The sequence below is a fragment of the Agromyces sp. CF514 genome (genome assembly GCF_900113185.1).
GTDB lineage: Bacteria > Actinomycetota > Actinomycetes > Actinomycetales > Microbacteriaceae > Agromyces.
Genome location: NZ_FOZD01000001.1, coordinates 852,904 through 877,983, shown reverse-complemented (window position 1 = coordinate 877,983; position 25,080 = coordinate 852,904). Strand labels below are relative to the sequence as shown.

23 protein-coding genes and 1 tRNA gene are annotated in these 25,080 nt (G+C 71.2%); 11 read left to right on the top strand and 13 right to left on the bottom strand.

The features are described from left to right. Positions 1-3 precede the first annotated feature (3 nt). The 5 genes from rplK to BM342_RS03835 form a co-directional block, all read right to left on the bottom strand. Positions 4-432: a 50S ribosomal protein L11 gene (gene rplK, locus BM342_RS03855; protein WP_067872872.1), complete on the bottom strand. Its 429-nt coding sequence runs from the start codon at positions 430-432 to the stop codon at positions 4-6. Between the two features lie 157 nt (positions 433-589). After that, complete coding sequence (nusG, locus tag BM342_RS03850) at positions 590-1,519, bottom strand: transcription termination/antitermination protein NusG (protein WP_092964164.1); 930 nt, start codon at positions 1,517-1,519, stop codon at positions 590-592. Between the two features lie 62 nt (positions 1,520-1,581). After that, on the bottom strand, positions 1,582-1,857 hold the full coding sequence (gene secE / locus BM342_RS03845; protein ID WP_092966478.1) for a preprotein translocase subunit SecE: 276 nt from the start codon (positions 1,855-1,857) through the stop codon (positions 1,582-1,584). Positions 1,858-1,897: 40 nt separating this feature from the next. After that, positions 1,898-1,970: transfer RNA gene (locus tag BM342_RS03840), tRNA-Trp, on the bottom strand. Between the two features lie 110 nt (positions 1,971-2,080). Further along, complete coding sequence (locus tag BM342_RS03835) at positions 2,081-5,137, bottom strand: hypothetical protein (protein WP_092966476.1); 3,057 nt, start codon at positions 5,135-5,137, stop codon at positions 2,081-2,083. A gap of 179 nt (positions 5,138-5,316) precedes the next feature. On the opposite strand from BM342_RS03835, the gene BM342_RS03830 reads away from it, so the two are divergent. From BM342_RS03830 to BM342_RS03820, 3 genes are all read left to right on the top strand, one after another. Beyond that, positions 5,317-6,807: a deoxyguanosinetriphosphate triphosphohydrolase family protein gene (locus tag BM342_RS03830; RefSeq protein WP_255368487.1), complete on the top strand. Its 1,491-nt coding sequence runs from the start codon at positions 5,317-5,319 to the stop codon at positions 6,805-6,807. 159 nt (positions 6,808-6,966) lie between these two features. Then, entirely contained in the window at positions 6,967-8,370 is a 1,404-nt protein-coding gene (locus BM342_RS03825; RefSeq protein ID WP_092966474.1) for an MFS transporter, read from the top strand. A 101-nt stretch (positions 8,371-8,471) separates the two neighbouring features. Continuing rightward, a complete protein-coding gene (locus BM342_RS03820; RefSeq protein ID WP_092964162.1) occupies positions 8,472-9,698 on the top strand; it encodes a pyridoxal phosphate-dependent aminotransferase in 1,227 nt (408 codons plus the stop codon). 126 nt (positions 9,699-9,824) lie between these two features. Here the strand turns inward: BM342_RS03820 and BM342_RS03815 are convergent, their stop codons facing one another. Together BM342_RS03815 and BM342_RS03810 are read right to left on the bottom strand one after the other, a co-directional pair. Next, positions 9,825-9,998, bottom strand: coding sequence for a CsbD family protein (locus BM342_RS03815; RefSeq protein WP_092964161.1), 174 nt, complete (start codon positions 9,996-9,998; stop codon positions 9,825-9,827). A gap of 100 nt (positions 9,999-10,098) precedes the next feature. Beyond that, positions 10,099-11,001 (bottom strand): LysR family transcriptional regulator ArgP, encoded by a 903-nt coding sequence (locus BM342_RS03810; RefSeq protein WP_092964160.1) that lies wholly within the window; start codon positions 10,999-11,001, stop codon positions 10,099-10,101. 71 nt (positions 11,002-11,072) lie between these two features. Between BM342_RS03810 and BM342_RS03805 the strand changes: the two genes are divergently transcribed. Further along, the gene (locus tag BM342_RS03805) at positions 11,073-11,888 is read left to right on the top strand and encodes a LysE/ArgO family amino acid transporter (protein WP_092964159.1); all 816 of its coding nucleotides are present in this window, start codon (positions 11,073-11,075) and stop codon (positions 11,886-11,888) included. 81 nt (positions 11,889-11,969) lie between these two features. Next, the gene (locus BM342_RS03800; protein WP_092964158.1) at positions 11,970-13,286 is read left to right on the top strand and encodes an FAD-binding oxidoreductase; all 1,317 of its coding nucleotides are present in this window, start codon (positions 11,970-11,972) and stop codon (positions 13,284-13,286) included. 4 nt (positions 13,287-13,290) lie between these two features. On the opposite strand, the gene BM342_RS03795 is transcribed toward BM342_RS03800, so the two are convergent. Both BM342_RS03795 and BM342_RS03790 read right to left on the bottom strand, forming a co-directional pair. Continuing rightward, the gene (locus tag BM342_RS03795) at positions 13,291-13,638 is read right to left on the bottom strand and encodes a YciI family protein (protein ID WP_092964157.1); all 348 of its coding nucleotides are present in this window, start codon (positions 13,636-13,638) and stop codon (positions 13,291-13,293) included. Positions 13,639-13,641: 3 nt separating this feature from the next. Further along, on the bottom strand, positions 13,642-13,983 hold the full coding sequence (locus BM342_RS03790) for a YciI family protein (protein ID WP_092964156.1): 342 nt from the start codon (positions 13,981-13,983) through the stop codon (positions 13,642-13,644). Positions 13,984-14,168: 185 nt separating this feature from the next. On the opposite strand from BM342_RS03790, the gene BM342_RS03785 reads away from it, so the two are divergent. Continuing rightward, a complete protein-coding gene (locus BM342_RS03785; protein ID WP_092964155.1) occupies positions 14,169-14,510 on the top strand; it encodes a YciI family protein in 342 nt (113 codons plus the stop codon). A gap of 7 nt (positions 14,511-14,517) precedes the next feature. Further along, positions 14,518-15,819, top strand: coding sequence for an RNA polymerase sigma factor (locus BM342_RS03780; protein WP_092964154.1), 1,302 nt, complete (start codon positions 14,518-14,520; stop codon positions 15,817-15,819). An 81-nt stretch (positions 15,820-15,900) separates the two neighbouring features. Here the strand turns inward: BM342_RS03780 and BM342_RS03775 are convergent, their stop codons facing one another. Next, positions 15,901-16,389, bottom strand: coding sequence for a MarR family winged helix-turn-helix transcriptional regulator (locus BM342_RS03775; protein WP_092964153.1), 489 nt, complete (start codon positions 16,387-16,389; stop codon positions 15,901-15,903). A gap of 87 nt (positions 16,390-16,476) precedes the next feature. Between BM342_RS03775 and BM342_RS03770 the strand changes: the two genes are divergently transcribed. Further along, complete coding sequence (locus BM342_RS03770) at positions 16,477-17,268, top strand: SDR family NAD(P)-dependent oxidoreductase (RefSeq protein WP_092964152.1); 792 nt, start codon at positions 16,477-16,479, stop codon at positions 17,266-17,268. A 101-nt stretch (positions 17,269-17,369) separates the two neighbouring features. Here BM342_RS03770 and BM342_RS03765 read toward each other — a convergent pair whose 3' ends face one another. The 3 genes from BM342_RS03765 to BM342_RS03755 form a co-directional block, all read right to left on the bottom strand. Further along, positions 17,370-18,881 carry an MATE family efflux transporter gene (locus tag BM342_RS03765; RefSeq protein ID WP_092964151.1) on the bottom strand — a complete coding sequence of 504 codons (1,512 nt, stop codon included), beginning with the start codon at positions 18,879-18,881 and terminating at the stop codon, positions 17,370-17,372. Between the two features lie 186 nt (positions 18,882-19,067). Next, a complete protein-coding gene (locus BM342_RS03760) occupies positions 19,068-19,523 on the bottom strand; it encodes a MarR family winged helix-turn-helix transcriptional regulator (protein ID WP_092964150.1) in 456 nt (151 codons plus the stop codon). A gap of 55 nt (positions 19,524-19,578) precedes the next feature. Then, on the bottom strand, positions 19,579-22,320 hold the full coding sequence (locus BM342_RS03755) for a phosphoenolpyruvate carboxylase (protein ID WP_092964149.1): 2,742 nt from the start codon (positions 22,318-22,320) through the stop codon (positions 19,579-19,581). 188 nt (positions 22,321-22,508) lie between these two features. Between BM342_RS03755 and BM342_RS03750 the strand changes: the two genes are divergently transcribed. From BM342_RS03750 to BM342_RS03740, 3 genes are all read left to right on the top strand, one after another. After that, positions 22,509-23,426 carry an ABC transporter ATP-binding protein gene (locus BM342_RS03750; protein ID WP_092964148.1) on the top strand — a complete coding sequence of 306 codons (918 nt, stop codon included), beginning with the start codon at positions 22,509-22,511 and terminating at the stop codon, positions 23,424-23,426. Beyond that, a complete protein-coding gene (locus BM342_RS03745; RefSeq protein WP_092964147.1) occupies positions 23,423-24,232 on the top strand; it encodes an ABC transporter permease in 810 nt (269 codons plus the stop codon). Before BM342_RS03750 ends, BM342_RS03745 begins: the two co-directional genes overlap by 4 nt. A gap of 87 nt (positions 24,233-24,319) precedes the next feature. After that, positions 24,320-24,949 carry a TetR/AcrR family transcriptional regulator gene (locus BM342_RS03740; RefSeq protein WP_143109750.1) on the top strand — a complete coding sequence of 210 codons (630 nt, stop codon included), beginning with the start codon at positions 24,320-24,322 and terminating at the stop codon, positions 24,947-24,949. Positions 24,950-25,080 lie beyond the last annotated feature (131 nt).

Here is a 25,080-nt window from a genome sequence, read left to right as displayed (position 1 = left end):
CGATTACTCGACCGTGATGCCCATCGAGCGGGCGGTGCCGGCGATGATCTTCGACGCTGCGTCGAGGTCGTTGGCGTTGAGGTCGACCATCTTCGACTCGGCGATCTCGCGCACCTGCGCCTGGGTCAGCTTGCCGACCTTGGTGGTGTGGGGGACGCCCGAACCCTTTGCGACGCCGGCAGCCTTCTTGATGAGCTCTGCGGCGGGCGGGGTCTTCAGGATGAAGGTGAAGGAGCGGTCCTCGTAGACGGTGATCTCAACGGGGATGACGTTGCCGCGCTGCGACTCGGTCTGCGCGTTGTACGCCTTGCAGAACTCCATGATGTTGACGCCGTGCTGACCCAGCGCCGGGCCGATGGGCGGGGCGGGGTTGGCGGCGCCGGCCTTGATCTGAAGCTTGATCAGACCAGTGACCTTCTTCTTCGGTGCCATGATTTCTCTCTTTCTGTTCGAACGCCCATGTCCTGGGCACTCTCCCGCTCGACCGGCGGTTCCGGAGGGCGGTGGTTCGTGGTGGTGGGCTCTGCCGCACGCAGCACAACCCTCCGAGTATACCCGGAGGGCCGCTGCGTCGTACCTGTGAAGGTGGTTAGAGCTTGGTGACCTGGTCGAAGCTGAGCTCGACCGGGGTCTCGCGCTCGAAGAGCGAGACGAGCACGGTGAGCTTGCCGCTCTCGGGCTTGATCTCGCTGATCGTGCCGGGAAGGCCGGCGAACGAGCCGTCCTTGATGGTGATGGTCTCGCCGATCTCGAAGTCGACCTCGGCCTGCACGACTCGTGCGGCACCGGCCGAGGAACCGGCCTTCGCACCCTTGGCGGGGGCGACGTCCTTGATCTCGACGAGGCTCTTGAGCATGCCGAAGGCCTCTTCGAAGCGCAGCGGCGCCGGGTTGTGGGCGTTGCCCACGAAGCCGGTGACGCCGGGAGTGTGGCGGATGACCGACCAGCTCTCTTCATTCAGGTCCATGCGCACGAGCACGTAGCCGGGGATGCGCACGCGGGTGACCATCTTGCGCTGGCCGTTCTTGATCTCGACCACGTCTTCCATCGGGACTTCGACCTGGTAGATGTAGTCGGCCATGGCCATCGACTCGCGGCGCTGCTCGATGTTCGCCTTCACGCGGCGCTCGAAGCCCGCGTAGGAGTGGATGACGAACCACTTGCCCGGGAGGAAGCGCAGCTCGTTGCGGAACTCCTCGTAGGGGTCATGCTCGGGCTCTTCGCTCTCTTCGGTGACGGCCTCGAGTGCGGCGTCGGCCTCTTCGACCGAGTCGATGTCGAGTGCGTCGTCGACGACGGCGTCGGCCTCGGGGTCGTTCGCCTCGGCGATGGCGTCGAGAACGGCATCGAGGTCGACGTCGTTGCCCTCGTCGTCGACGACGTGCACCGCGCGGTGCTCGGCGGGCTCGACCGACTGCTCGTCGTGTTCGAGCGAGTTGCCCTCCTGGGCCTCGTCGTCTTCGGCCGACTGCTCTGCGGCCGTGGCCCAGTCGACGTCGTCGCGCTCAGTCTTTGCCAATTTCTCGATTCCTTCTCTTGCGTGCGCCTTGCGGCGCGCGGTTCTTCAGGACGAGTGGCTGATCAGGCCCCTGTCGACCCGAAGACGTACAGCACAACCCATCCGAACACCGAGTCGAGTGCCCAGACGAGCGCCATCATGATGACGACGAACACGAGCACGACCACGGTGAAGCTGAAGAGTTCCTTGCGGGTCGGGGTGACGACCTTCTTCAGCTCGGCGATGACCTGCCGGATGAACAACGCGATCCGCGCGAAGGGGTTTCGCCGCGCCGCGCGCTCGCGCTTCGCGTTGGCGACGACATCCTCGCTGGGTTCGTCGATGATCTTTCGGGCCACCTCGTACACCTTTCGTGGGCCGGCAATCACTGCCGGCTCGCAGGGCGGACAGGACTCGAACCTGCAACCTGCGGTTTTGGAGACCGCTGCTCTACCAATTGAGCCACCGCCCTTCGGAGACGTCGCCTCCGAGGATCGCACACTGCGACCGGCCAACCATACTCGAAATCCGAAGACATCCGGGCACGGGAAAGCTTGGTCGTCGTGCGCAACCTCAGCAAGTTTAGGCGACGGATGCCCCACCGCCAAACCGAGGCGACTTCCGCCCCCGAGAGGCGAACGCGAGCACCGCTCCGAGGGCCGCCACGACGACGCCGGCGAGGGCCGCCCACCAGGCGGAATCCGCCGGGATGTCGAGGTAGACCGTGATGCCGAGGATGCGCGAGAGGCCCCACGGCAGCAGCGCCATCTGGTCGTTCCAGGCCGTGAGCGCGGCCTCGAGGCCGACGATCGCGACGAGCCCGGCGATCGCTGCCAGCGCGGCGCCGCACGCCGCCGTCACGACCCCGATCGCCCGTCTGGCGCCGATCGACTGGGCGAGCGCCCACGCCGCAGCCACGAGCACCCAGGCGAACAGCGCGAACGCGACGGTCGAGTACGCCGAGCGCGCGACCGGGTCTGTCCAGAACCCGAACCAGTACCCGCCCGGCCCGGTCGGGGCGAGCGCGAACGAGAGCAGGGCGACCCGCAGCAGCACGGTTCCGGCGAGGGCCGCGGCGACCGGGGCGACGCCTGCTCGGCCGCCGAGCAGGCGTGCCAGGAGCAGCACCACGGCTCCGAACACGAGCCACGCGCCGAGCGTCACCACGAGGTGCGCGGGTGCGGCGAACCAGGTGAGGATGCACCGGCTCAGCACGAGCGCGACGGCGGGGATCGCCACGAGCAGCACGCGCTCGACCCGGCCGAGCTCCGCGACGACCTCGGGCGCCCGCCAGGGCCGGGTGCCGGCGACCCACATCGCACGCGCGAGCCGGGCGCCGCGCCATCGGCCGATCCGGGGCGACCCGGCCGCGGCGCCGTAGGCGAGCCATGCGAGCACGAGCACGAGGCTCGCTCCCGCGGCCCAGCCCATGGCCTGGTCGCGATCGCCGCGCTCGAGCCCGAGCCGCGCGGCCGTGAGGTTGTACGCCGGGCGGTACGGGTCACCGGCGTAGTCGCGTTCGTGGGCGGCCGAGGACTCGAGCCACGCCGCCCTCGCCTCCTGCCACGCGCCGAAGGCGGCGGCATCCCGCGTGTCGTGCCACTGCGCCTTGCGCAGCACCATGGCGCGGTAGTCGGCGAGCATGGCGAGCGTGCTGTGCTCGTAGGCGAGCGAGTCGACGAACGCGTCGCGGAGCGCGGCATCCTTCCACGTGCCCGCATCCGTGCCCTCGATGCGCTCCTGCATGCGCTCGACGGCCTCCAGCGCCCGCGGCCCGCCCGCGATCGCCTCGTCGAGGTCGTCGCGCGCGATCGCGTAGATCACGTCGAGCGCCGCGCTGTCGCCGGTCGGGATGTCCCACTCGAAGATCCACATCATGGGCGGCGGCTCGAGGCCGATCGCCTGCACGCGGTGCTCGGCGTACGGGCCGATGTAGAGCCCGTCGGCGATGGCCTCGCGCGAATCGGCCATGGCGTCGGCGATCGACTGCACGGTCGACGGGTCATCCGAGAACCACCGCCTCGCCCAGTCGGCCGTGACCTCGGCGGGGTCCAGCGACGGATCGCGCGCGAGTCGCACCGCGAGCTCGGTGTTCAGCTCCGCCAGCTGCCAGAAGCCCGCCTTCAGCTCGAGCGAGAGCGGACCCGCACGCCACGGGCCGCCGTCCTGCGTCCACGTCCAGATGCCCTCGATGTGCGGGTTCGCGGCGAGGAGGCGGTCGAGCGTCTGCGCGTACAGGTCGCCGAGGTCGTTCGGCCATGCGCCGAAGTTCTCGAACTCGCGGCGGCTCTGGAACTCGATGATGCGGCGCTGGTCGCCGACCTCGAGCGTGTCGTTGATCGGCAGGTGGCTGTAGAAGTCGCCGAGCGAGTACTTGGTCGACACGATGAGCCGGTCGGAGTCGATGCCCTCGAACACCGTGCGGTACGAGTCGGCGTTCGTGTGCAGGTCGCCGACGGCGCCGACGCCCACCGTCCAGGTGCGGAAGATCACCTCGCGGTCGGCGCGCTCGGCCTGGTCGAGCAGGGTCGTGAGCATCGCCTGCACGGCGTCGACGGTCGTCACGGCGAGCGCCGAGCGGTAATCCCAGTCGGGCAGGTCGTAGACCTGGCCGGCCTCGCCGATGCGGATGAGCACGCCGTCGATCGCGGGCATCTCGCGGTAGAGCTCGTCGAGGCCCGCCGCGTAGACCTGCCAGAACTCGGGGTTCTCGGTGTCGAGCGAGCCGAACCGCTCGGTGAGGTACTCCTCGAGCGGGGTCGTCACGACGAGCATGTCGGTGCGCAGGAACACCTGCAGGCCGGCATCCCGAGCGGACTGCCACATCGGCCCGAAGGCGTCGCGCATGGCGAGGGCGCGGGCCACGTGCTCGTCACCGGACTCGTAGACCTCGGTGCCGTCGCCGACGTCGGAGAAGGTCAGGTACTCGAGCAGGCCGGGCACCGCGATCGCGGTGTACCCCTCGGCGAGCAGGTGCCCGACGTACGCGTCGAAGTCCTCGCGTGCGACGTCGAGCGCCGCCTCGTCGATGTACGGCGCATCGGGCAGGATCACGTCCTCGAACGCCTTCGAGTTGTGCGAGTAGTCGTCGCCCGCCGCCCACGCGGCCTCGTCGACCGTGACGCCGACCGCGCCCAGGTCCGCCATGCGGAACCCGAGCCGCGACTCGACGAGCCCGCCCAGGTGCTCGGTCGTCGAGCGGCCGTCGCGCACCGCCTGGGCGAGGTCGTAGACGCCGCGCACGGCGCCGGTCTCGCTCGCGGCCACGACGCGCAGTGCGGTCGCCGTGCCCTCGAGCGCGTACGCCTCGTCGGCCGGATCGCCGTCGCCCGCGACGACCTCGAGGGTCGCCGTGCCGTCGGTGGCCGCGGCATCCGACACCGCGTCCCGGAGCTCGTCGACGGCCGCGACGACGCGCGGCGCGTTCGGTGCCGCGACGTTGGTGAACTCCGGCGGCGGCACGGCTGCCGCGGCATCGACCGAGTGCGACGACTCGACCGGGATCTCGGCGGACTCGGTGCTGATGCCGAGCGCGTCGGTCAGCACGAACGCGACCCCCGCTCCGAGCGCGAGCAGGATCAGGGCGGCGACCACGGCGAGCGCGGGTCGAGCGGGGCGCCTCTTCGCGCCGGGGTGCATCGTCACGCGCGGAGCATACCCCGAAGTGGGTCGCGTGACCCAGTCGTGATGTGCGCGCAGCGCGACTGCGGGCGCACGCTCCACCCGTAGATTGGGAGGAACGCCGGGGCGCGGCATCCGCGCTCCGACCGCACCGAACGGACGGGGACTCGACGATGCTCGAACGCGGAACGAGGCTCGTGACCGAGCCCAGCACGAGCGTGCAGGTCACGGGCGAGCACTCGCAGTTCCGGCTCGACCTCGAGCGCATCCGCTTCTCGCCGTACTTCTCTCGGCTCTCGGCCGTGACCCAGGTCATCGCGCAGCCCGGCGCGGGCCCGCTGATCCACAACCGGCTCACGCATTCGATCAAGGTCACCGCGGTCGCACGCGCCATCGCGGTCGGGCTGGCGGATGCCGCGTCGCCCGCCCGTGCGCTCGCCCTCGAGCACGGCTGCGACGCCGTCGCCGTGCAGGCCGCCGCGAGCGCCCACGACCTCGGGCACCCGCCGTTCGGGCATCTCGGCGAGCGCGTGCTCGACCGGCTCGCGCGCGAGACGCTGGGGCTGTCCGACGGGTTCGAGGGCAACGCGCAGACCTACCGCATCATCGCGACGCTGGATGTCTCGGCGAACGCCCCGCACGGCCTCAACCTGACCGCGGCGGTGCGGGCCGCGGTCGCGAAGTACCCGTGGACGCGCTTCGTCGACGCCGCGTCGCTGCCGTCGGGTCCGCTGCCGCGCGGCATGCGCCGTGTCTCGGGCGGGGTCGAGGTCGCGAAGTTCTCGGCGTACGACCTCGACGCGGCCGACCTGTTCTCGGCCCGCACCGGACTGCCGCCGCTGCAGCAGTCGCTCGAGTGCTCGATCATGGACATCGCCGACGACATCGCGTACTCGATCCACGACGTCGACGACTTCTACCGTGCGGGCCTGCTCAGCCAGGGCTCGGTCGCCCGCGAGTTCCGCGGCTTCATCGAGGACGGGGCGATGCTGCGCGACCTCGACGACGACGCGATCGCCGCACGCTCGGCTCCCCCGGGCGCCGCGCTCGAGGGCCTGCGCCGCAAGCTGCACCGGAGCGACGCCTGGATCGCCTCCGACGAGGCGTTCGCCGAGGCGGTCGACGTCGTGGCCGACGACCTCGTCGACGGGCTGCTCGCGATCCCGTTCGACGGCTCGATCGCCTCCGAGCGCTCGCTCTCGTCGTTCACGAACCGGTGGATCAGCCACCTGCAGACCTCGGTCGTGCCGGCTCCCGCCGACGAGATCCGCACGGGCCTCGTGACCCTCGACCGACTCGCCTGGCACGAGGTCGAGGTGCTGAAGTTCGTGCACCGCCACTTCATCCTCGACCGCGCCGACATCGCGATGTACCAGCGCGGCCTCAGCCGGGTGCTCACGCGCGCCGTCAAGGGCCTCACGGCGTGGATCACCGACGACATCGACCGCCACCGCGTGCCCCAGCGCCTGCGCGAACTCGTCGACCTCGCGACCGAGGGCTACGCGCTGCTGCGGGTCGTCAAGCCCGAGGGCGTGCCGATCCCGGATGCCGGCGACGTGCACCGCCTCGGCGTCGGCCGCGGCGTCGTCGACTACGTCGCCTCCCTCAGCGACGACCAGGCGCTCGCGGTGTCGGAGGCGATCGACGGTCGCCCCGACCGGCTGTGGGACATCGGGCAGAACCTGTAGTCCCGGCATCCGCCCATCGACCGGGCGGCGCACGATTCGCGCGCCTGTCAACCCCCGGACATGCCTGCCCCGCGCGTCTAACGTCGCCCGTGACGGAGGGGGCCGACGATGACGACGACGACCACGCTGAAGACGATCTCGACGAAGATCCCGGCGCGCATGGACCGGCTGCCGTGGGCCAGATGGCACTGGCTCGTGGTGCTCGGGCTCGGCACGGTGTGGATCCTCGACGGACTCGAGGTCACGATCGTGGGCGCGCTCGGAAGCCGGCTGACCGAGCCCGACAGCGGACTCGGGCTCACCACGGCCCAGGTCGGACTCGCGGCCGGCATCTACGTCGCGGGCGCCTGCGTGGGATCGCTCGTGTTCGGGTACCTCACCGACCGGTTCGGCCGCAAGAAGCTGTTCATCATCACGCTCGGGCTGTACCTGCTCGCCACGGTCGCGACCGCGTTCTCGTTCACCCCCATGTGGTTCTTCGTGTGCCGGTTCCTCACGGGCGCCGGAATCGGCGGCGAGTACGCGGCGATCAACTCGGCCATCGACGAGCTGATCCCGGCCAGGCGTCGCGGCGCGGTCGACCTCGCCATCAACGGCTCGTACTGGCTCGGCACGGCGTTCGGCGCGGTACTCACGGTCTTCCTGCTGAACCCCGCCCTGTTCGCCCCCGACGTCGGCTGGCGCCTCGCGTTCGGCCTGGGCGCGGTGCTCGGCCTCGTGATCCTGCTCGTGCGTCGCAACGTGCCGGAGTCGCCGCGCTGGATGTTCATCCACGGCCGCGACGAGGAGGCCGAGCAGCTCGTCGGGGAGATCGAGCGGACGATCGAGGCGGAGACGGGCACCACGCTCGAACCGGTCGCCGACGACCGGGCGATCAGCATCAGGCAGCGCAGGAGTACCGGATTCGTCGAGATCGCGAAGACGGCCGTGACCGAGTACCCCAAGCGCTTCGTCCTCGGACTCTCGCTGTTCGTCGGACAGGCCTTCCTCTACAACGCCGTCTTCTTCACGTACGCGCTCGTGCTCACGAAACTGCTCGGCGTGCCCGACGACATCGCACCGTGGTCGCTCGTGCCCATCGCGATCGGCAACTTCCTGGGGCCGCTCCTGCTCGGCCGGTTCTTCGACAGCATCGGCCGCAGGGTCATGATCTCGACGTCGTACATCGGCTCGGGCGTGCTGCTCGCGATCACGGCCGCGCTGTTCGCGGGCGGCGTGCTCGACGCGTTCTGGCTGACCGCGTGCTGGGTCGTCGTGTTCTTCTTCGCATCGGCCGGCGCGTCGAGCGCCTACCTGACGGTGAGCGAGATCTTTCCGCTCGAGACCCGGGCGATGTCGATCGCGTTCTTCTACGCGCTCGGCACCGGGCTCGGCGGCATCATCGGCCCGATCCTCTTCGGGCGGCTCATCGAGGACGGGATCCCGGCCATCGCGATCGGCTACTGCATCGGCGCTGGCCTCATGATCGCCGCAGGGCTCGTCGAGGTGTTCCTCGGGGTGGATGCCGAGCGCAAGCCCCTCGAGGAGATCGCGCAACCGCTCTCGGCGCGCGACGCCGACTGAACCGCTGCGGAGACCCGGCACCCGACACGCGGTCCGGATCGAGGGCTGATGCCGGTCGGCTCGACGGCCCGCCCGCGGCATCCGCTCGGTAGACTTCACGGGTGACCGAGAAGCCGCGCCTGTCCGCACGTATCGCCGCCATCGCCGAGTCCGCGACCCTCAAGGTCGATGCGAAGGCGAAGGCCCTGCAGGCCGAGGGCCGCCCGGTCATCTCGTACGCCGCAGGCGAGCCCGACTTCGCGACGCCCGACCACATCGTCGAGGCGGCGCTCGCGGCTACGCACGACCCGAAGAACTACCGCTACACGCCCGCCGTCGGCCTGCCCGAACTGCGCGAGGCGGTCGCCGCCAAAACACTGCGCGACTCGGGCCTCGAGGTCTCGCCCGGCCAGGTCGTCGTCACGAACGGCGGCAAGCAGGCCGTCTACCAGGCGTTCCAGGTGCTGCTCGACGCGGGCGACGAGGTGCTCGTGCCGACCCCCTACTGGACCACCTACCCCGAGGCGATCAAGCTCGCGGGCGGCGTGCAGGTCGACGTCTTCGCGGGCTCCGACCAGGGCTACCTCGTCACGGTCGAACAGCTCGAGGCGGCGCGCACCGAGCGCACCAAGGTGCTGCTCTTCGTGTCGCCGTCGAACCCGACCGGCGCGGTGTACTCGCCCGAGCAGACCCGCGCCATCGGCGAGTGGGCGCTCGAGCACGGCATCTGGGTGATCTCCGACGAGATCTACCAGAACCTCACGTACGCCGGGCTCGACACCGAGGTCGGTGCTCCCGCGCCCCGCGCCGTCTCGATCGTCGAGGCCGTGCCCGGCCTCGCGAACCAGACGATCCTCGTGAACGGCGTCGCCAAGACCTACGCCATGACCGGCTGGCGCCTCGGCTGGATGGTCGGCCCCGCCGACGTGATCAAGGGCGCCGCGAACCTGCAGTCCCACCTCACGTCGAACGTGTCGAACATCTCGCAGCGTGCCGCGATCGCGGCCCTCAACGGCCCGCAGGACGCGGTCGAAGAGATGCGCCGCGCGTTCGACCGCCGCCGACGCCTCATCGTCTCGGAGCTGTCGAAGATCGAGGGCCTCACGGTTCCGGTGCCCGAGGGCGCGTTCTACGTGTACCCCGATGTCACCGGCCTGCTCGGTCGCGAGTGGGGCGGCGTCACGCCGACGAACTCGCTCGAGCTCGCCGACCTGATCCTCGAGCAGGCCGAGGTCGCCGCCGTGCCCGGCGAGGCGTTCGGCCCCAGCGGGTTCCTGCGCTTCAGCTACGCGCTGGGCGACGCCCCGCTGCTCGAGGGCGTGCAGCGCCTGCAGCGCCTCTTCGCCTGAGACTCCCGCGGCGGTTCGCCGGGTCCGCGCCGGGCCTCCCCGACGCACGAGAACGCCCGCACTCCCCGGGTGCGGGCGTTCTCGCTCTGGGCCCCGGTCGCGTTTCCACGCCGGGGGATCTGGAGGTCAGTGCTTGAAGGCGTCCTTGACGTCTTCTCCGGCGTTCTTCAGATCGGCCTTCGCCTGGTCGGCCTTGCCCTCCGCGACCTTCTCGTCGTCGCCGGTCGCCTTACCGTAGGCCTCCTTGGCCTTGCCCCCGAGGTCTTCGGCGGTGTTCTTGATGCGGTCGTCGATGCCCATGGTGAACTCCTTCCGGAACGGCGGCGATCTGCCTGCTCCGAGACCAGTCAACGCGCAGCCGCATCGGTCGGCTAGGGGTTGAGTTCTCAGGAAGGAATGGCTACCGCACGACGCGCAGCGCTGTGGCGGCCTCGATCGCGAGCGCATCGGCGACGGCATCGAGCAGCGGCGACCGCAGGTTCCACTGCTGCCAGTGCAGCGGCACGTCGACCGGCCGCCCGCCGAGGGCCACGAGGGTTCCGGCCGCGAGCTCGTCGGCCGACTGGAATCCCGGGAGCAGGCCCCAGCCGAGCCCGAGCTTGATCGCCGTCGCGAAGTCCGCCGAGGCGGGCACGAAGTGGCGGGGCGGCGCATCGGCGTCGAGGCCGCGACCGGCGAGGTACTCCCGCTGCAGGTCGTCGCGGCGGTCGAACTCGACGACGGGTGCCACCGCGAACGCCTCGGACCGCTCGGGCAGCCCCCAGCGCGCGGCGAAGGCCGGCGTGGCCACCGCCTCGTAGCGCATGGTCCCGAGCGGTCGCACGAGGCATCCGGCGACCGGGTCGGCCTGCGACGTGACGGCCCCCATGACCGTTCCGGACTCGAGCAGGCCGGCGGTGAAATCCTGGTCGTCGCGGTGCAGGTCGAAGACCACCGGATGCCGATCGGCGACGCGTGCGAGCGCCGGGAGGAACCACGTGGCCAGCGAGTCGGCGTTCACTGCGAGCGGCAGGCTGACCGGTCGGGGCGACTCACCGGGCTCGGCGTCGAGTCCGAAGCCGGCCAGCGTGTCGTGCTCGAGCAGGGCGAGCTGGCGCGCGAGGCGCACGACGGCGGCACCGGCCTCGGTGGGCCGTGCCGGCCTGCTGCGCACGACGAGCACCCGGCCGAGCTGCTGCTCGAGCGCCTTGATGCGCTGCGACACGGCCGAAGGGGTGAGCCTGAGCTTTCGCGCGGCCGCGTCGAACGTGCCCTCGTCGATGACGACGGCGAGCGTGCGAGCGAGGTCGATCGGGATCTCCATCTGAAGCAACGCTAATGCTTCTGAAGTAACATGAGCTGGATTGATGCCCCCCGCCCGCCTAACGTCGAGATGTGCCCCTCTCCTCTGCGCTCGCCGGCCTCGGCCTCGGCCTCTCGCTGATCGTCGCGATCGGCGCGCAGAACCTGTTCGTGCTGCGCCAGGGCATCCGCCGCGAGCACGTCTTCGTCGTCGCCGCGATCTGCGCGCTCAGCGACCTGACGCTCATCGTGCTCGGCGTCTCGGGCGTCGGAGCGGTGCTCCAGGCCGTGCCGTGGCTCGTCGAGGCCGTGCGCTGGGCAGGAGCGGCGTTCCTCGTCGTCTACGGCCTGCTCGCGGCCAAGCGCGCGATCCGACCGAGCGGCGAGGCGCTGGTCGCGGGCGAGGGTTCCGCCGACGGCGACGGCGACGGTCTCGGTCACGGTGAGACGGATGCCGCGGGCGGCCCGGGTGCGGAAGGCTCGGGTCGGGACACCTCGGCCGCCGTTCCCGGCCCGGCCGCGGCATCCGCTTCCCCGACGATGACCCGACCCGCACGAACGCCCACGGCGCCCCGTGCGACTCGCCACGCCGGATCGGCAGGCGCCGCCGTCGGCCGCACCACGCTCACGGCCGCCGTGCTCACGTGCCTCGCGCTCACCTGGCTGAACCCGCACGTGTACCTCGACACGCTGTTCCTGCTCGGGTCGATCGCGAGCACCCACGGCGACGGGCGCTGGGCGTTCGCCGCCGGCGCGGGCCTCGCGAGCATCGTCTGGTTCTTCGGCCTCGCCTACGGGTCGAGGCTGCTCGGCGGCGTGCTCGCGAGCCCCCGGGCGTGGCGTGTGCTCGACGGCGTCATCGCGGTCGTCATGATCACCCTCGGGGTCATGCTCGTGCTGCCGCACTGACGCCTCACCTCCCTCGCTCGACACCGGTTTCGGTTCCGATCGGGGATTCCGGATGTCGGCAGTGCCTGTCAGACTCCCGCCATGTCCATCCTCTCGACGCTGAGCGAAGCCCTGCCCGGCCGTGCCTTCGGGCCGGGCAGCCCCGAATACGACGCCGGCCGCACGGTGTTCCTCGGCCCCGGAACGCCCGATGCGGTCGTGCGGCCGACGAACTCCGCCGAGGTCGCCGACGCCGTCCGCACCGCCGTGGCGCACGGCCTGGCGATCCACGTGCGCAGCGGCGGCCACGGCGGCGAACCCGCGACCGACGGCCTCGTGATCGATCTCGCGGCGCTCGACGCCGTCACGCTCCGCGACGGCGACCTCGTCGACGTCGGCGGCGGGGCGCACTGGTCCGACGTCGCCGACGCGCTGGCGCCGCACGGGCTCGCCGTCACCTCGGGCGACACGCGCGATGTCGGCGTCGGAGGCATCGGCGTCGGGGGCGGCATCGGCTGGCTCGTGCGCACGCACGGGCTCGCCGTCGACCTGCTCGTCGAGGCGGAGGTCGTGACGGCTTCGGGCGACGTCGTCGCGGCGAACGCCGATTCGCATGCCGACCTGTTCTGGGCGCTCCGCGGCGGTGGCGGCAACTTCGGCATCGTGACGCGCTTCACGTTCCGCGCGAGCCCCGTCGACGGCCTGGTCGGCGGGCAGGTGCGGTTCGACGACTCAGACGTGCCCGCGGTGCTGCGCGCCTGGCGCGAGGTCACGCTCGCCTCACCCGACGAGCTGAACTCGACGCTGCTCGTCATGCCGCCGTTCGGCCCCGAGATGCCGGGCGGCCCGCAGTTGGGCGTCGCACTTCGCGGCAGCGAGGCCGAGCTTCGCCGGCTGCTCGCGCCCCTGCTCGAACTGCCCTCGGTGACCGAGGTGGCGCTCGCGCCGCTCGACTACGGCGAGCTGCTCGAGGCGGCGCCGCCCGGCAAGCCGCCGTTCCGGTTCGTGGGCGGCAACGGCTTCGTGCCCGAGTTGAGCGATGCGTTCCTCGACGCCTGCGTGCAGGCACTCGACGCCTCGGCACCGACCATGCTCATGCTGCGCGCGCTGGGCGGCGGCTTCGGGCGCGTCGCTCCCGAAGCGACCCCGATCGCCTTCCGCGATGCGCAGGCGTTCCTGGTGGTCAACGGCGTGCTCGGCCCCGACGCGAGCGACGAGGCGGCCGCCGACCTGCTGCTCGAGGTCGACGCGCCGCTCGCCCACACGTCGGGGCGCTACGCGAACTTCACGCAGGAGTACGGCGACGACGTGCTCGCCACGATCTACCCGCCCGCGACGCTCGAACGGCTGCGCCGGGTGAAGGCGCAGGTCGACCCCCGAGACGCGTTCCGGCCTGCGCACCACATCCGGCCGGCCTGAGGTTCTACGGCTCGAATCCCTCCGAGAGCGGCCACGCACGCCGCAGCTCGATGCGCCCGAACCTCGCCATCGGGTGCTTCGCCGCGATCTCGATCGCCTCGTCGAGGTCGCGCACCTCGATCACGTCGAAGCCGGCGATCCACTCCTTCGATTCGGTGAACGGGCCGTCGGTCACGAACGCCTTGTCGCCGCGCACGCGCACGGTCTTCGCGTCCTCGGGCGGACGGAGCCGATCGCCGGCGATCCAGACACCGCGGCGCTCCACCTCGTCACCCCACGCCTGCAGGTCGTCGTCCTCCGGCGCATACGGCTCGGCAGCGGGGTCGTGCAGCACGAACATCATGTACTCCACGATTCACTCCCCCTGGTGCAGCGGCCAGAACGGCCGCACCTCGAGGGCGCCGTGGCGCGCCAGCGGGTCGCCCTTGGCGAGTTCGACCGCGGCGTCGAGATCGGGCAGCTCGAGCACGTCGTACCCGGCGATCCACTCCTTCGACTCGGTGAACGGTCCGTCGGTGACGATCGTCTCGCCGCCGCGCACCCGCACCGTCACGGTCTCGTCGATCGGGCGCAGCCGCATCGCGCGCGTCAGCACGCCCTGCTCGGCTCGCAGGCGATCCCACTCGGCCACTGCCTCCTCGTCGACCGGCCCGGCATCCACGTCGGGGTCGGCGACCACGAACATCATGATCTCCATCACGTCATACTCCTCTCGTCTTCGTGCTCATGCACCTGCGACGAACGGCGGCCGCTCGAATCGACAGTCGGCGCGACATCCGCTCGATTCCCCGTGTCGGGCGACGATTTCGGTGCAGGTGTCGATTCGCCCTGTCGCCGTTCGTCGCCTGGGCATACCGTGAATCACGAGACCGAGGAGTTCGCATGAAGTACTTCATGTTCGTCGCCACCGACACGCAGCCCGACCGCTCAGGCGACGAGGGCATCCCGATCGAGCAGTGGGTCGCCGAGAACGACGAGCGGGGCACGCGCATCGACGGCGAGCGGCTGCAGCCCGTGCGCGACGCGACGCTCGTGCGCGTCCGCGACGGCGAACTGCTCGTCACCGACGGCCCGTTCACCGAGTCGAAGGAGTGGATCGCCGGGTACGACATCCTCGAGTGCCGCGACCTCGACGAGGCGATCGAGATCGCGTCGCGGCATCCGATGGCGAGGGGCGGGCGCATCGAGCTGCGGCCGTTCTGGAACGGCGCCGACGACGAGTGACCGACGGATGACGCGGGCCGACCCGGGTGCGGCGGTCGACCGGGCCTATCGCGAGGAGTGGAGCCGCGTCGTCGCGACGCTCATCAGGGCGACCCGCGACTGGGACCTCGCGGAGGATGCCGCGGCCGACGCGTTCGTGCGCGCAGCGGAGCGCTGGCCCGACGAGGGCGTGCCCGACAACCCGGGCGCGTGGCTCACGACCGTCGCACGCAACCGGGCGCTCGACGTGCTGAGGCGACGCGGCGTCGAGATCGACAAGGTCAGGGAGTGGATGGTGATGGACGAGCTGCGCGGGCCCGGCGCCCCCACCGATCCGGGCGACCTCGCCGCATCGGCCGACGAGATCGACGATCGACTGCGGCTGATCTTCACGTGCGCGCACCCCGCGCTGCCGCTCGAGGCGCGGGTCGCCCTGACCCTGCGCACGGTCGGCGGGCTCGAGACGCCCGAGATCGCGCGCGCGTTCCTCGTGCCAGAGGCCACCATGGCGCAACGGCTCGTGCGCGCCAAGCGCAAGATCCGCAACGCGGGCATCCCGTACCGCGTTCCCGAGGGCGACGAGCTCCGACGGCGACTGGACGGCGTGCTCGCCGTGCTCATGCTCGTGCACAACGAGGGGTACCTCGCCAGCTCGGGCGACCGGTTGCTGCGGCTCGACCTCCAGGAGGAGGCGATCCGCCTCGCCCGACTCGTCACCGAGTTGATGCCCGACGAGCCAGAGACCGCGTCGTTGCTCGCGCTCCTGCTGCTGCAGCACGCGCGTTCGGCCGCCCGCGTCGACGCCGACGGCGAGCTCGTGCCGCTCGACGAGCAGGACCGGTCGCGCTGGAACGGCGACGAGATCGCCGACGGGCTCGCAGTGCTCGACCGGCTCGACCGGTTACCCGTAACCGGCGATGCCGGTCGGCGGGGCCCCGCGCCGGGCTCCTACCGCCTGCAGGCCGAGATCCAGCGCGAGCACGCACGGGCCGCGCACGCCGACGACACGGACTGGGGCGCCATCGTGCAGCGGTACGACGCACTGCTGACCATCAACCCGTCACCCGTGATCGCCCTCAACCGTGCCGTCGCACTCGGCCTCGCCGGCCACCCTCTGGCGGGCCTCGACGAACTCGACCGGCTCGCGGCATCCGGAGTGCTCGACCGCTACCACCTGCTGTCGGCGGCCCAGGCCGACCTGCTGCGCAGGCTCGGGCGAGCGGATGCCGCGGCCGACCGCTACCGCGAGGCGATCGCGCTTGCGCCGACGGGCCCGGAGCGCCGGTTCCTCGAGCGTCGGCTCGCCGGGCTCGACGGGCGACCGGCCTGAGACCTCGGGCCCCTGGGCCCCGAACCGGCCCGTGCCGGCTGCCACGCCTGCGCGATGACGGAGACGGCGACCGGCTTTCGACTACGACGCGGGACGCCATCCGTCGTCTTCGCGAATCGCGCCCATGATCCGTCGACTGATCTCGCGCAGCTGGCGAGATTGAGCCTGGGTCAGTGCGCCGAGCACCAGCCGGTGCACCGTCTGCACGTGCCCGGGCGTGGCCTCGACGAGCTTCGCCCGCCCCGCCGCAGTCAAGACGGCGAGCGTCGACCGGCCGTCGACCGGGTCGGGCTCGCGGCGAGCCCAGCCGCGCGCCTCGAGACGCGACATCGCGCGCGAGAGCCTCGAGAGCGAACTGTTCGCGTATGCAGCGAGCACGCGCATGCGCAGCGTTCCGCCGGGCTCGTTGCCCAGGGCGAAGAGGATCCCGTACTCGAAGTGGGTCAGCTCGGCATCGCGGAGCAGCTGCGCGTCGAGCGCGGGCGGCAACCACTCGAGCACGGTCGCGAACGCCGACCAGGTCTCGAGGGCTTCACCCGTGAGCCCGTCATCTGGACCATCCGAAGCCATGCGTACGAACTTACGCCAATTTGACTTGCTCAGGCAAGTGAATAGTCTGGACTTTCACTTGCTTGAGCAACTAAAAAGGAGCACTCGATGGATCTCGGAATCGCCGGCAGGCGCGCATTCGTGAGCGGTTCGACGCAAGGGATCGGGTACGCGATCGCACGGGCCCTGCTCGAAGAGGGGGCCGTGGTGACGATCAACGGTCGAAGCGAGGCGCGAGTGGCGCAAGCGGTGGCCGGCCTGCGCACCGCCATTGCCGGAGCGCGCGTCGACGGCGTCGCCGCGGATCTCTCAGACGGCGCCGAGACGACGGAGCTGATCGGTCGCATCGGCGACGTCGACATCCTCGTCAACAATGTCGGCCTCTTCGAGGTGAAGCCCTTCGGCGAGACGACCGATGAGGACTGGCAGCGGTTCTTCGACGCGAACGTGATGAGCGGCGTGCGGCTCTCCCGCCACCTGCTCCCGGGAATGCTCTCCAGGGGCGACGGACGCGTCATCTTCATCAGCAGCGAATCGGGCGTGAACGTGCCCGCCGACATGGTGCACTACGGCATGACCAAGGCAGCCATGCTCGCCGTCGCCAACGGGTTGGCGAAGCTCACCGCAGGGACCGCGGTCACGGTGAACACCGTGCTCGGCGGCCCGACCTACTCCGACGGCGTGAGGCAGACGGTCGCGCAGCTCGCCTCCGCCCAGGCGGTCGGCGAGGCGGACTTCAAGGCGGCCATCATCGGACAGAACCGGACGTCTCTGCTGCAGCGATTCATCGAGCCCGACGAGATCGCCGACCTCGTGCGCTACCTCGCGAGTCCGCGCTCCGCAGCGACCAACGGCGCAGCCCTCCGCGCCGACGGCGGCGTGCTCACGACCGTGCTCTGACCGGGCTGGCTGCGGCGCGATCGCGGCGGGCTGCCGCGCATCCGCGGAGACGAGCGGGCGACGGGCTCGCGCGCCGGCCTGGCGGCGAGCCCGTCGCCGGTTCAGGCAGTCTCGGCGAGCACCTGCTCGGCCCGCTCGGGCGAGCCATCCGACAGGCCCCTCGCGATCGAACGGCGGTAGCCGAGCCACATGCCGAGACCCGCGACAAGCACGGCGACCTCGCTGACCGTGAGGGCCCAGATGATGCCGGGCAGCCCGAACCACAAGTTGGCGACGATCACGACGGGGATGAACAGCACGCCCTGCGCCATCGACATCACGATGCTCGGCACGGCCTTTCCGCAGGCCTGGAACAGCGAGGTGAGCAGTCCGGTGAACCCGTTCGCGATCATCGCCACCAACTGGGCCGTGATGATCACCGCGCCGATCGCCAGCAGCGACGAATCGTCGGAGAACAGGCCGAAGACCTGGTCGCGGAACGCGAACACGATCGTCGAGAACAGCACCGCGAGGATGCCGACCGCGATGAACGACGTGCGCACCGCCGAGCCCAGCCTGGCCCGGTCGCCCTTGCCGTAGGCGTACGCGAGCAACGGCAGCACACCCATGGTCACGCCCATGATGAGGAACTCCGGAACCTGGGCGATGCGCACGGCGACGCCCATCGCGGCCAGCGGCCCCTCGCCGTACCCGGCCGCGAGGGTGTTCAGCACGAGACTCGTGACGATCATGAACGCGGCCTGGCCGAGCGCCCCGACGCCGATCGACAGCACCGGTCCGACCGTGGTGCGGGCGAGGGTGAACCACTTCGGCGACACGCTCACCGCGGCGCCGGTGCGGCGCAGCCAGCGCACCCAGTACGCGATCGCGAGCAGGTTGGCGAGGCCCATCGAGAGTGCGACGCCCCCGACGCCCCAGTGCAGCAGCAGGATGAACACGACGTCGAACGCCAGGCTCGCCGCGGTCGTGAGCATCAGGCCGACCATCGCCTGCCGTGCGGCGCCCTCCGCACGGACGAGTTGCTCCAGGCAGAACGCCGCAGCGAGCACCGGCATGAAGGCGAGCATCACGGCGACGTACTCGCCCGTCGCGGCCGCCGCGCCGGTGCCGCCGGCGCCCAGCAGGCCGACGAGCGGCTGCAGGAAGACGAGCCCGAGCGCGCCGAGCAGCACGCCGGCGCCGACGGCCCCCCAGAGCGAGAACGACGAGGCGCGCTTCACGTCGTCGGCGCGAGCGGCGTCGTGCTCGGCCGCACCGAGCAGGCGCGACACCAGGGCGCCGCCGCCGACGCCGAACATGCTGCCGACGGCCATGATCAGTCCGAGGATCGGGGTTCCGAAGGTGACCGCCGCCAGCAGCGACGTGTCGTGCTGGGAGCCGATGAAGCCGGCGTTGATGACGTTGTAGAGCGCGCTGACGACGAAGGCTGCGGCCATCGGCACGCTGAGGTGCACGAGGGCGCGGAGCACGGGAGCCGCCGAGAGGTACCAGCGGTTGCTGCCGACGTCGACCTGCGATGCGGTGGCGGTCGGGGGCTCGACCGAGGTCGGGGAATCGGGTTCCGCCGGGGAATCGGGTGCCGTCGAGTGGTCAGGCGAGGTCGAGGTGGTCATGACGAAGTCCTTTCCGGGCGCGCGGGCGCGCCGGGTGACGTGGCGGCGGCGCGCGAGCGCGCCGAAGGCCGAGGTGGCGCGCGCGCGGCGCGCCGGACGAAGCCGCCGGTCAGGCGGATGAGGTGAGGAGGTACGGCGCCGAACGTCGGCGGCGGACTCGGCCGCGACCCGGTCGCGGCGTGCGGTTCAGTCGCGACTCGGTCGCGGCAGGGGGTCGGTGATCTTCGTGAGCAGGGCGTGCAGACGGTCGCGTTCGGCGGGTGTGAGCGGGGCGAGCACGCGACGGTTCACGTCTTCGGCCGCGTCTCCGAATCCCGACACGAGCTCGGCACCGGCCGGAGTGGCGTACACGCGCTTGACGCGCGCGTTCGCCTCGTCGGCCCGGCGTTCGATGAGCGCCCGGCGCTCGAGTCCCTGCAGCAGGCTCGAGACGCTCGCGGGCGTGGTGCGACTGACATCGGCGAGGTCGCGCTGGATCGACCCCGGATGCTGGGCGAGGTAGCCCAGCACGAACGCCTGCTCGTGGGAGAGGTCGCGCGAACGCATCCAGTCCTCGAACGCCCGACGCTGCTCCCACCCGATCCACCTCATGAGGTCGAGGCTCGTCGTGAGCGGAGGGCCGGAGGCATCCGTTTCAGTCATAGTCAGGAGTCTAACTGTTAGGACTCAAACTATCAAGTGCGGGAGAGACGTTGAATCACCCGGTGTTCTGCACGCCGGCGGCGACGCCGTTCACGGTGAGCAGGAGCAGCGCGTGGTGGTCGTCGCTCGGCAGGTCGGCCTCGCCCGACCGGATGGCCGTGAGCGCGCGCAGCTGCAGCAGCGAAAGCGCGTCGACGTAGGGGCTGCGCAGGCGCACGGCCTTGGCCAGCACCGGGCGAGCGACGAGCAGCTCGTCGCTCTGCGTGACCCGTCCGAGCCAGTGCTTGGTGAGCCGCATCTCGTCGAGCACGAGTTCGGCGAGATCGTCGCGATCGCCGAGGCCGAGGTAGCGGGCGGCGATGCGCTCGTCGGTCTTCGCGAGCGACATCGAGAAGTTGTCGATCATGGCCGTGAACAGCGGCCACTCGGCGTAGGCCTCGCGGAGCAGGGCCTCGTCGCCGACGGCCTCGAGCGCGGTGCCGAGGCCGAACCAGGCGGCGAGGTTGATGCGGGCCTGGCTCCACGAGAACACCCACGGGATCGCACGCAGGTCGTCGAGCGACTCCACCGACAGCCCGCGACGCGCGGGACGCGAGCCGAGCGCGAGGTGCCCGACCTCCTCCATGGGCGTGACGTCGGCGAACCAGGGCGCGAAGCCGTCGGCCTTGACGAGCGAGTGGAACCGGGTGCGGCTCGTCTCGTCGAGCGTCGCCGCGAGCGATGCGAACCGCTCGTCGGCGGCCCGGTTGCGCGCCTCGTTCGACGGGCTCCCGGCGAGCAGGGCGGCCGAGGCCATCTGCTCGAGGTGCCGCTTGGCGATGGCGGGGTCGCCGTACTGGGCGAAGATGACCTCGCCCTGCTCGGTGATCTTCAGCCGGCCGTCGACCGAGCCGGCGGGCTGGGCGAGCACGGCCTCGTTCGCGGGACCGCCGCCACGACCGAGCGCGCCGCCGCGACCGTGGAAGAGCGTCAGCTCGATGTCGTTGCGATCGGCCCAGTCGGCGATGCGGGCCTGGGCGCTGTGGAGTGCGAGCGTCGCCGAGACGGGACCGACGTCCTTCGACGAGTCCGAGTAACCGAGCATGACCTCGACCTTGCGGCCCGTCTCCGCGAGGCGGGCCTGCACCTGGTCGAGCTCGAGCATGGCGTCGAGGATCTCGACGCTCGCCTCGAGATCGGCGAAGGTCTCGAAGAGCGGCACGACGTCGATCGCGACCTCGGCTGCCTCGTCGCCGAGCGCCGCAGCGGCCAGTTCGTAGACGTTCGCGAGGTCTTCGGGGCTCTGCGTGAACGAGACGATGTAGCGGCGCACCGTGCGCACGCCGAAGCGGCGCTGCAGGTCGGCGATGACCCGGTACACCGAGAGCACCTCCTGCGTGGTCTCGCCGAGCTCGCCGCCCGCGCGGATCTCGGCGAGCGCCTGCCGATGCACCTTGGAGTGCTGGCGCACCTCGAGCTCGGCGAGGTGGAAGCCGAAGGTCTCGACCTGCCAGAGGAGGTGCTGGAGCTCGCCGTGCGCGCTGCGGAGCGCGCCGCCCTCGCTGAGCGAACGCTGCAGCACGAGCAGGTCGGCGAGCAGCGCTTCGGGCGCGGAATAGGCCAGGCCGGCGTCACCGCGGCGCGTGGCGGCCACGCGCTCGGCGACCACGAGCAGCACGCGGCGGTGCGGCTCGTGCGGCGCGCGGGTGCCGATGGTCGCCGTCACGGCGGGCGCGAGCGACTCCTGCGCGGCGAGCAGCTTGAGCAGCTCGGCCGACGGCGGCGTCTCCTTCGCGTCGAGCGTGAGCGTGCGGCCGATGCGCTTCGCGGCACGCTCGAGGCCGAGCAGCACGTGCTCCGCGGCGATGTGGGCGGCCTCGCGCGTGGTCTCGGCCGTCACGAAGGGGTTGCCGTCGCGGTCTCCGCCGATCCAGCTGCCGAGGCGCAGGAACGCCGGGGCGACGGGCGCGGCGCGGCCGGCGGCGCCCGGCTGCAGGCGGTCGTCGATGCTGCGGTACACCTGCGGCACGACCTCGAACAGCGTCTGGTCGAAGACGCCCATCGCGGTGCGCACCTCGTCGAGCGGCGTCGGGCGCGTGGTGCGCAGCGGCGCGGTGCGCCAGAGGATGTCGATCTCCTCGAGCAGGCGGCGATCGATCTCGGCGGTCGTGCGGTCGCCGCCCGACAGGTCGTCGCGCTCGTCGATCAGCTCGCCGATGCGCCGGATCGCCGAGGCGATCGCGCGACGGCGAGCCTCGGTGGGGTGCGCCGTGAGCACGGGGTGGAAGCGGAGCCGTGCGACCCTGGCGCGGGCCTCGTCGGCCCCGACCTCGTCGACCAACTGGCGGATCGTCGCCGAGAGGGAGCCGTCGATGCCCGCGACGGGTGCCTCGCCCTGGGTCGTACCGTCGGCGATGCCGGCGCCGACGCCGGCCCCGACGCCGTCGCCGAGCGAGAGGCGCTCGCGAGTCTCTGCGCGCGCACGGAGGATCCGCACGCGCTGGTGCTCCTCGGCGAGGTTCACGAGGTGGAAGTACACCGTGAACGCGCGGGCGACCTGCTCGGCCCTGGCCGGGTCGAACGATGCGGCGATGCCCTCGGCCTCGGCGAGCGCGGCGGCGTCGCGCGTCTCGTGCGCGTCGATCGTCGCGTGGCGCAGGCGCTCGACGTCGTCGAACAGCTCCTGCCCGCCCGCCTCGACGAGGATCGTGCCGAGCAGGCCGCCGAGCAGGCTCACGTCGGCGCGGAAGCTCGCGTCGATGTCGCCCACGACGAGTTCGCGGTCGCGGTCGTATGCGGATTCCGAGGTGCTGGGCATTCCTCGAAGTTACTGCGGGGCCCGGCGAGGTCGAAATCCTGTGACGCGATGTTCACACGCACACCCCCCTCGCCACGAGCCGGGTGCGCTTGCGCACGCGGCCCGCCACCGGCATCCGCGGGTCGACGGATGCCTCGATCGGCCGCAAGGGGGTGTTGCGCAGGCTCCGCGAAGGGCAGTCTCGATGCATGCACTCTTCACCGACCGACGTCGCCGTCCGCATTCGGGGACTCCGCAAGGTCTACGGCGGATTCGCCGCCGTCGACGGGCTCGACCTCGACATCCACCACGGCGAGACCTTCGCGCTGCTCGGTCCGAACGGAGCGGGCAAGTCGACGACCGTCGAGATCCTCGAGGGGTACCGCTCCCGCACCGCGGGTGAGGTCGACGTGCTCGGCGTCGATCCGGCCCACGGCGGCCGTGAGTGGAAGTCGCGCCTCGGCATCGTGCTGCAGACCGGAGGCGAGACGGGCCTGCTCACCGTGCGCGAGGTGCTGCGGCACTTCGCGGGGCTGTATCCGAAGCCGCGCGACGTCGACGACGTGATCGCCGCCGTCGGGCTCGAGGCCAAGGCGACCACGCGGGTCTCGAAGCTCTCGGGGGGCCAGCAGCGTCGGGTCGACGTCGCGCTCGGCATCGTCGGGCGACCCGAACTGCTGTTCCTCGACGAGCCGACGACGGGCTTCGACCCTGAGGCCCGTCGGCGGTTCTGGGGGCTGATCCGGTCGCTCAAGTCCGAGGGCACGACGATCCTCCTCACGACCCACTACCTCGACGAGGCGGCGCAGCTCGCCGACCGCGCTGGCGTCATCGCCGGCGGCCGGTTGCTCGACGTCGGCGGCATCGACGAGATCGGCGGCGCCGACGCCCGCGTGCCGGTCGTGCGGTGGACGGATGCCGCGGGCGAGCCGCACGAGGAGCGCACCCACGAACCCGGGCGACTCGTGGCATCCGTCGTCGAATCGCTCGGGCGCGAACCCGAGGGCCTCGAGATCATCAGGCCCACCCTCGAGGACGTCTACCTCGGGCTCGTGCGCACCGTGACCGAGGTCGACTCCGGCAGCGCGGCCTCGACCGCGGCAGACGCCGAGGAGGCCGTCGCATGAGCACCAACGTGATGACCCAGGGCGCCTCACGCATCGGCGTCGAGTCGAAGATGTACTTCCGGGCGCCCGACACGCTCTTCTTCACGTTCCTGTTCCCGTTCGTGATGCTCGCGATCTTCTCGGCGGCGTTCAGCGCCACGGGCGAGGTCGGCCCGCCCGGCGCCGAGATCTCGATGGCGGCCATGTACCTGCCGGCCATGCTCGCGGCGGGCATCTTGCTGTCCGGCGTGCAGAACCTCGCGATCGACATCGCCCTCGAGAAGTCGAACGGCACGTTGAAGCGGCTCGGCGGCACGCCCCTCTCGCCCGTGGCCTACTTCTTCGGCAAGATCGGCCAGGTCTTCGTGACGGGAACGCTGCAGGCCGGCCTGCTGATCCTCGCGGGGTGGCTCGTGCTGGGCATCGCGCTGCCGACCGAGCCCGAGAAGTGGCTGACGTTCGCGTGGGTGTTCGTGCTCGGCCTCACGACGTGCGCCCTGCTCGGCATCGCCCTCTCGGCGCTGCCCCGGTCGGGCAAGAGCGCCGCGGCCGTCGTGATCCCGATCGCGCTGATCCTCCAGTTCATCTCGGGCGTCTACCTGCAGTGGAGCATGCTGCCCGACTGGCTGCAGAACATCGCCAGCATCTTCCCGCTCAAGTGGATCGCGCAGGGCATGCGCTCGGTGTTCCTGCCCGACGGGTGGGAGGCGCTCGAGCAGAACGAGTCGTGGAACCTGCCCGGCGTCGCCATCGCGCTGCTCGTCTGGCTCGTGATCGGGCTGGTCATCAGCCGGCTGACGTTCCGCTGGATCCGCCGGGACGCGTGAGCGATCGACCCGCGCTCGACGAGCGGGAGGAAAACCACTAGTCGCACGGATTTGCACTCTCGGGAGAAAAGTGCAGAATTGCACTTCATGAGCGAGAGTGCAAAGTCAACGCCCGGCCTGCGCGAGCAGCGCATGCGCCGCACGCGTCGCGAACTGTGCCACCGCGCACGCCAGCTCACCGTCGAACGCGGCCTCGCGGGGTTCACCATCGACGAGCTCTGCACCGACGTCGGCGTCTCTCGACGGACGTTCTTCAACTACTTCGAGGGCAAGGAGGCCGCCGTCGTCGGCCACGACGCCGACGGGCTCGACGAGGAGGCGCTCGCGGCCTTCGTCCGCGGCGACGACGAGGCTCCCACCCTGCTCGACGCCCTCGCGGAACTGGCCATCACGACCGTCTCGGCGTGGGAGGAGGGCCACGAGGCCATCGACCCCCACGCCCTCGTCGAGCGGGAACCGCGCCTGCTCCCCCACCTCATCGGCGCGGGGCGCCAGCTCGAGGCCCGCCTCGTCGCGGCGATCGAGGAGCGCGAGGGCCTGCGGGCCGGCGACCCTCGCGCCCGCACCGCGGCCGTCGTCATCGGCGCCCTGGTCGGCAGCGCCGGGCACCGGTTCTTCGACGATCCCGAGAGCCGCCGCGAGGACTTCGCCGCGCTGCTCCGCGAATCGGTGACCGCGACCCGCGCGGCCTGCGCACCGGCATCCGCACCGGCCTGACCGCCCCGCCCCGCCCCGCCCCGCCCCGCGCCTGAGCCTCACCGCTCACCCTCACCACTCTCCCGCTCCCGCTCCCGAACCACACCTCCCTCGAATCCCCGACCCCTCACCGACGCACCCACCCCTACCCC

What these genes read in the sequence shown, in the direction of transcription:
- rplK (WP_067872872.1), bottom strand. Translation starts at nt 432, where the DNA reads ATGGCACCGAAGAAGAAGGTCACTGGTCTGATCAAGCTTCAGATCAAG.
- BM342_RS03835 (WP_092966476.1), bottom strand. Translation starts at nt 5,137, where the DNA reads ATGCACCCCGGCGCGAAGAGGCGCCCCGCTCGACCCGCGCTCGCCGTG.
- BM342_RS03825 (WP_092966474.1), top strand. Translation starts at nt 6,967, where the DNA reads ATGGACCGGCTGCCGTGGGCCAGATGGCACTGGCTCGTGGTGCTCGGG.
- BM342_RS03815 (WP_092964161.1), bottom strand. Translation starts at nt 9,998, where the DNA reads ATGGGCATCGACGACCGCATCAAGAACACCGCCGAAGACCTCGGGGGC.
- BM342_RS03810 (WP_092964160.1), bottom strand. Translation starts at nt 11,001, where the DNA reads ATGGAGATCCCGATCGACCTCGCTCGCACGCTCGCCGTCGTCATCGAC.
- BM342_RS03800 (WP_092964158.1), top strand. Translation starts at nt 11,970, where the DNA reads ATGTCCATCCTCTCGACGCTGAGCGAAGCCCTGCCCGGCCGTGCCTTC.
- BM342_RS03790 (WP_092964156.1), bottom strand. Translation starts at nt 13,983, where the DNA reads ATGGAGATCATGATGTTCGTGGTCGCCGACCCCGACGTGGATGCCGGG.
- BM342_RS03785 (WP_092964155.1), top strand. Translation starts at nt 14,169, where the DNA reads ATGAAGTACTTCATGTTCGTCGCCACCGACACGCAGCCCGACCGCTCA.
- BM342_RS03780 (WP_092964154.1), top strand. Translation starts at nt 14,518, where the DNA reads ATGACGCGGGCCGACCCGGGTGCGGCGGTCGACCGGGCCTATCGCGAG.
- BM342_RS03775 (WP_092964153.1), bottom strand. Translation starts at nt 16,389, where the DNA reads ATGGCTTCGGATGGTCCAGATGACGGGCTCACGGGTGAAGCCCTCGAG.
- BM342_RS03770 (WP_092964152.1), top strand. Translation starts at nt 16,477, where the DNA reads ATGGATCTCGGAATCGCCGGCAGGCGCGCATTCGTGAGCGGTTCGACG.
- BM342_RS03765 (WP_092964151.1), bottom strand. Translation starts at nt 18,881, where the DNA reads ATGACCACCTCGACCTCGCCTGACCACTCGACGGCACCCGATTCCCCG.
- BM342_RS03760 (WP_092964150.1), bottom strand. Translation starts at nt 19,523, where the DNA reads ATGACTGAAACGGATGCCTCCGGCCCTCCGCTCACGACGAGCCTCGAC.
- BM342_RS03755 (WP_092964149.1), bottom strand. Translation starts at nt 22,320, where the DNA reads ATGCCCAGCACCTCGGAATCCGCATACGACCGCGACCGCGAACTCGTC.
- BM342_RS03750 (WP_092964148.1), top strand. Translation starts at nt 22,509, where the DNA reads ATGCACTCTTCACCGACCGACGTCGCCGTCCGCATTCGGGGACTCCGC.
- BM342_RS03745 (WP_092964147.1), top strand. Translation starts at nt 23,423, where the DNA reads ATGAGCACCAACGTGATGACCCAGGGCGCCTCACGCATCGGCGTCGAG.
- BM342_RS03740 (WP_143109750.1), top strand. Translation starts at nt 24,320, where the DNA reads ATGAGCGAGAGTGCAAAGTCAACGCCCGGCCTGCGCGAGCAGCGCATG.